This window comes from Longimicrobiales bacterium (assembly GCA_028823235.1).
Lineage (GTDB): Bacteria > Gemmatimonadota > Gemmatimonadetes > Longimicrobiales > Gaopeijiaceae > UBA2589.
On sequence record JAPKBW010000053.1, the window covers coordinates 1 to 4,675 of the forward strand.

The 4,675-nt window shown below is 59.1% G+C and carries 4 protein-coding genes; all 4 read left to right on the plus strand.

Going from position 1 to position 4,675, the window contains the following annotated elements:
- The coding region (locus OSA81_13315; GenBank protein MDE0899979.1) for a hypothetical protein at positions 1-189 on the plus strand (189 nt) is incomplete at its 5' end.
- Between the two features lie 409 nt (positions 190-598).
- Positions 599-1,102 carry a CIA30 family protein gene (locus OSA81_13320; protein ID MDE0899980.1) on the plus strand — a complete coding sequence of 168 codons (504 nt, stop codon included), beginning with the start codon at positions 599-601 and terminating at the stop codon, positions 1,100-1,102.
- 142 nt (positions 1,103-1,244) lie between these two features.
- Positions 1,245-1,679, plus strand: coding sequence for a hypothetical protein (locus OSA81_13325; GenBank protein MDE0899981.1), 435 nt, complete (start codon positions 1,245-1,247; stop codon positions 1,677-1,679).
- Positions 1,680-1,996: 317 nt separating this feature from the next.
- A complete protein-coding gene (locus tag OSA81_13330) occupies positions 1,997-4,468 on the plus strand; it encodes a serine hydrolase (GenBank protein MDE0899982.1) in 2,472 nt (823 codons plus the stop codon).
- The last annotated feature ends 207 nt before the right edge of the window (positions 4,469-4,675 follow it).

Genomic DNA, 4,675 nt, shown 5'->3' on the forward strand with positions numbered 1-4,675 from the left:
CAGTACGGCTTAGGCGTGCCGCAGGACGATGTACTTGCTTATATGTGGTTGAATCTATCGGCGACCCAAGGCAATGCGCCTCCGCAGGAGAACAAAGACACCGTAGAGAGGCGGATGACTCGCGAACAAATAGCCGAAGCCCAACGGCTGTCCCGCGAGTGGCTAGAGGCGCATCCCCCCGGCAACTAGCCCCCCTCCGTGGCACCCAGCCACACCCAGCTGCCTAGCAGTGTTCTGCGCGTCCTGAGTTGCGGGTACGCGGCTAGTCTCTTCCCGTAGTTGGTGGTTGAAGTGGGTTGCCCAGTTGATGCGCCCCTCCTTCTTGGAAATTGTTAGGAGCCGTTCTGCATATTCTTATACAAAGGCTAGACAACTGTTAAAAAGTGTACGATATTATTGTAGGTTACTTATACAACCATGATCTAAGGGTCATCCCACGATGTCGTATCCAGGAGCTAGGGAAGCAATCGATTTCGAACGGATAGACATCTCTTCGATGCAATTTTGCTCTAGCCGAGGAGGTCGCATCTTTCGCTTACTAGCTGTGGTGCTTTGCACTTGTTTGATACCTGTTACGCTGGCTGCCCAGGAGCAAGAAATGAGGGTTGTCGTGGATTTCACCGAAGGGGAGGGCATCCGCTGGTCGATTGTCAACGACGGCGTTATGGGTGGTCGGTCGACCAGCAAGCTATCGCTGACTGACCAGAAGACAGCGCTTTTCACGGGGTTCGTGTCCCTGGAGAACAACGGGGGGTTCGCATCCAGCCGTGCGGGATTTGTATCCCTGGACCTCTCCGCATACGGGGGCGTCACCCTCAGGGTTAGAGGAGATGGCCGACGATATCAACTTCGCTTCCGTCAGGACGGGGCGTTCGACGGTGTGGCGTACGGGGTGGAGTTCAAAACAACCCTCGGAGAATGGATCGAGGTCAACCTGCCGTTCGAAACATTTCAAGCGACCTTCCGCGGTTATGTACCCAGGGGAAGTGGGCGACTCAACCCAACCAATATTCGACAGTTGGGTATTCTCATAGGTGATGAGAAAGAGGGCCCTTTTGCGTTGGAGATTGATTGGGTGAAGGCCTATCGCACAGTCAGTTGATGACTTCGTCGAATCGCTCAGGGCCCTTTTGCTCCAGTACCCCCCTTTCCCCCTCCGTGGCACCCACCCACACCCAGCTGCCTAGCAGTGTTCTGCGCGTCCTGAGTCGCGGGTCTGATGAGGATAGGGGCAGAATGAGGGCATGAAGAAAACCCTGCTGTTCGTGCTGGCTCTGGTGCTACTGGTCGGGTGTGGCGACTCCGTCACCACACCCGACCCGGTCCTCAATACGACGGCGCACTCAGAGAGGGACGCCGCTTGGACCGACGAGATAGTTACGGCGAGTGCTATTTCCTGGCGGTTTCTTGATTTACAAAGCATCTCGTACCAGTTGACATGGACCAACAACGATCCATCGAGGGCTGTCACCGTCAACTGGTCGCTCCACTTCGTCGACCGCGCGGGTTTCAAGATTTTCGAATCGCCTGGCACCAGCAGGATAATTCCTGCGGCGAGTTCCAGGTATGTCCAGGATATTGTTAGTACGTTTAGCTATCCAGACTGGATTACACTTGATCTGGACTTAGCAAACACAATTAGTAATATGGATCTGTGGGCCAGCTTCACGTTCGATTGAGCAGCGGATGTCTCGCGCACAAATAGCCGAAGCCCAACGGCTGTCCCGCGAGTGGATCGCGGCGCATCCCAGCGGCCCCCCTAGTCCCCCTCCGTGGCACCCAGCCACACCTAGCTGACTAGCAGTGTTTCACTCCTCCGCCCAGGTGCCCTAATCGGTGCTGTGTTCGCATTGAAATAGGGCTGAAATTCCCCTATACCCAGGGTATTAAGGCAGATCGCAGACGCCCCGCACGTGAAGTTCGTCCGGTTACGCAGTCGCTCAGCGGTTCGCCGCTTCGTTGCAGAACTGTCGCGGCAATCCATCGAGGCATAGAGTTGGCTGACGTTCCACTCCGGCTTTATGGAGGCACGCCCGTGCCTGGGTTCCTCAGCTCCGACTACTCCGCTTCAGTCCGCATGCCTCACCGGTCGCTCGTTTCGAGCGTTCGCTGGCTGGTGGCTTCTGTTGTTCTCCCGCTTCTGATTGGCTGCGGAGACGTTGTTCCGATTTCCGTCACTGAGGTCGCAGCAACTCCCGAATACGCGGAAGTCGCCGCAGCATTGGAGGAGATGATCGAGCGGGAGCGCGAGGAGAAGGGGCTTCAAGCCTTGTCCATCGCCCTGGTCGACGGAGACAACGTCGTTTGGGCGGCAGGATTCGGTGAAGAGTCCGAAGGTGTGCCAGCAACGCCTGAAACGGTGTACCGCGTGGGATCGGTGTCCAAGATGTTCACGGACATCGCGATCATGCAGTTGGTGGAGGATGGAGCCATCGACATCGATGCTCCGGTTCAGAACTATGTCCCTGAGTTCACACCTACGAACAACACGGACACACCGATCACCTTGCGGCAACTCATGTCGCACCGGGCCGGCATCATCCGTGAGCCCCCGGCAGGACACTACTTCGACGATACCGGGACCGATCTCCGCACAACGGTGCTCAGCATGAGCGGCACCAAGCAGATCTACGCGCCAACAGAGCGTCACAAGTACTCGAATGCCGGGATCGCCGTTGTCGGTTACACGCTTGAGAAGACCCAGGACGAGCCCTTCGCTCAATATGTGAAGCGCTCCGTCTTGGAGCCCCTCGGTATGAGAACGAGCGCGTTCACTCCCGATCCTGACGTCATCGGCAACTTGGCGGATGCCTACATGTGGGGCGTCGATCGTGCCCTGTTCGCGGCTCCCACATTCGAATTGGGCATGGCTCCCGCGGGGAGCATGTATTCCACCGTGATAGACCTGTCGCGTTTTATGTCCGCAGTGTTTCGTGGCGGGCTCGGGGAGCGCAGCCGAATCCTCGAGACCGAGACACTCGAGTCGATGTGGGTCCCGCAGTTCGCAGCTGAAGGCGCCACAGATGGATACGGATTCGGCTTCGCGGTCGGTGAGCGAGACGGTCAGCGTTGGCTGGGTCATGGAGGCGCCATCTACGGTTTCTCCACCCAGTTGGGTTTCCTGCCCGATTCGAAGCTCGGCGTCGCAGTTGTCTCTGCAGTGGACGGCACGAATACCGTCACCGGCCGAATCGCCGACGCGGCCCTCGCGCTCATGGTGGCGGCCAGCCGTGGGGAAGCTCTCCCGACCGAACCGCTTTTGGGTACGGATCCGGTCGATCCTGAAGTCGCCTTGGCTCTTGAGGGTGTGTACGGCGAGGGAGATGCTGCCCTCGAGCTGAATGAACGGAACGGCCGGCTCTTCATCACCCCGTCTCGCGGTGGTGCAATAATGGAGACGCGGTCTCGCGGCGACACGCTCGTCGTTGATGATCGTGTGTCCTACGGCTTACGGCTGCTTCCGGACGGCAACAACCTCGTGCGCCTCGGGGCCAACCCGGTCACGCTCGCCAAGCGCCCGCGCGCTGGTATGCCCTCGGCTCCGCCCGCTCACTGGAATGGACTTATTGGGGAGTACGGATGGGACCACAACGTGCTCTTCATCTCTGAACGCGAAGGTCGGCTCTACGCCTTGATCGAGTGGTTCTTCCTGTATCCGCTGGAGGAAATCTCTGAGGACGTATACGGCTTCCCCGATTGGGGCCTGTACCACGATGAGCAGTTGGTCTTCACCCGTGACGCCAACGGGCGCGCCAACTCAGTAGAAGCGGCTTCGGTCGACTTTGTTCGACGCGAAGTCGGTACGGAAGCCGGCGGGACGTTCACAATCGATCCGGTGCGCCCCGTCGCCGACCTGAAAGCTGAAGCCCGCGCGGCATCTCCGCCGGACGAAACCGGCACCTTCCGGGACTCTGATCTTGTAGAGGTCGCATCGCTTGAATCCGGGATCCGGCTAGACATGCGCTACGCGTCCACGAACAACTTCATGTCCTCGGTCTTTTACGATGAAGAGCGGCTCTTCCTCCAGCGTCCTGCTGCGGAAGCCGTGGCGCGTGCCCATCGCGCGCTCGCTCCCTACGGCTATGGCCTCCTGCTGCATGACGGATACCGCCCGTGGTACGTGACCAAGATGTTTTGGGATGCCACTCCGGAAACCGAGAAGATCTTCGTAGCCAACCCGGCGAACGGTTCGCGGCACAATCGTGGTGCGGCCATCGATCTAAACCTCTACGACCTACGCACGGGTCAGCCCGTAGACATGGTCGGCACCTACGATGAGTTCTCGCCGCGGTCATTCCCGGACTATCCGGGTGGGACCAGCCAGCAACGTTGGCAGCGGGAGTTGCTACGCCGGGTGATGGAGTCTGAAGGCTTCACGGTCTACGAAGCCGAGTGGTGGCACTTCGATCACAACACGTGGCGGGAGTACAGGATTCAGAACGCGACGTTCGACCAGCTGGGCGGATAGGGTCGAGAATATCGGATAGCGATCGCCGGCAGCCGTTCCCGGCACCAGGCCCTGTCGGCGGGCAGCGAGCGATCGAGGAACGTTGTGACGAGCAACTGAGCCGACTCAGGGAGACCGCCAGTACTACTCAGGTGATGCGCGGGCAGCTTGCGACCCTCGAGAAGGCAGTTCTGGCTCGGGCGTTCCAAGGGGCTCTTTTGCCTGCTG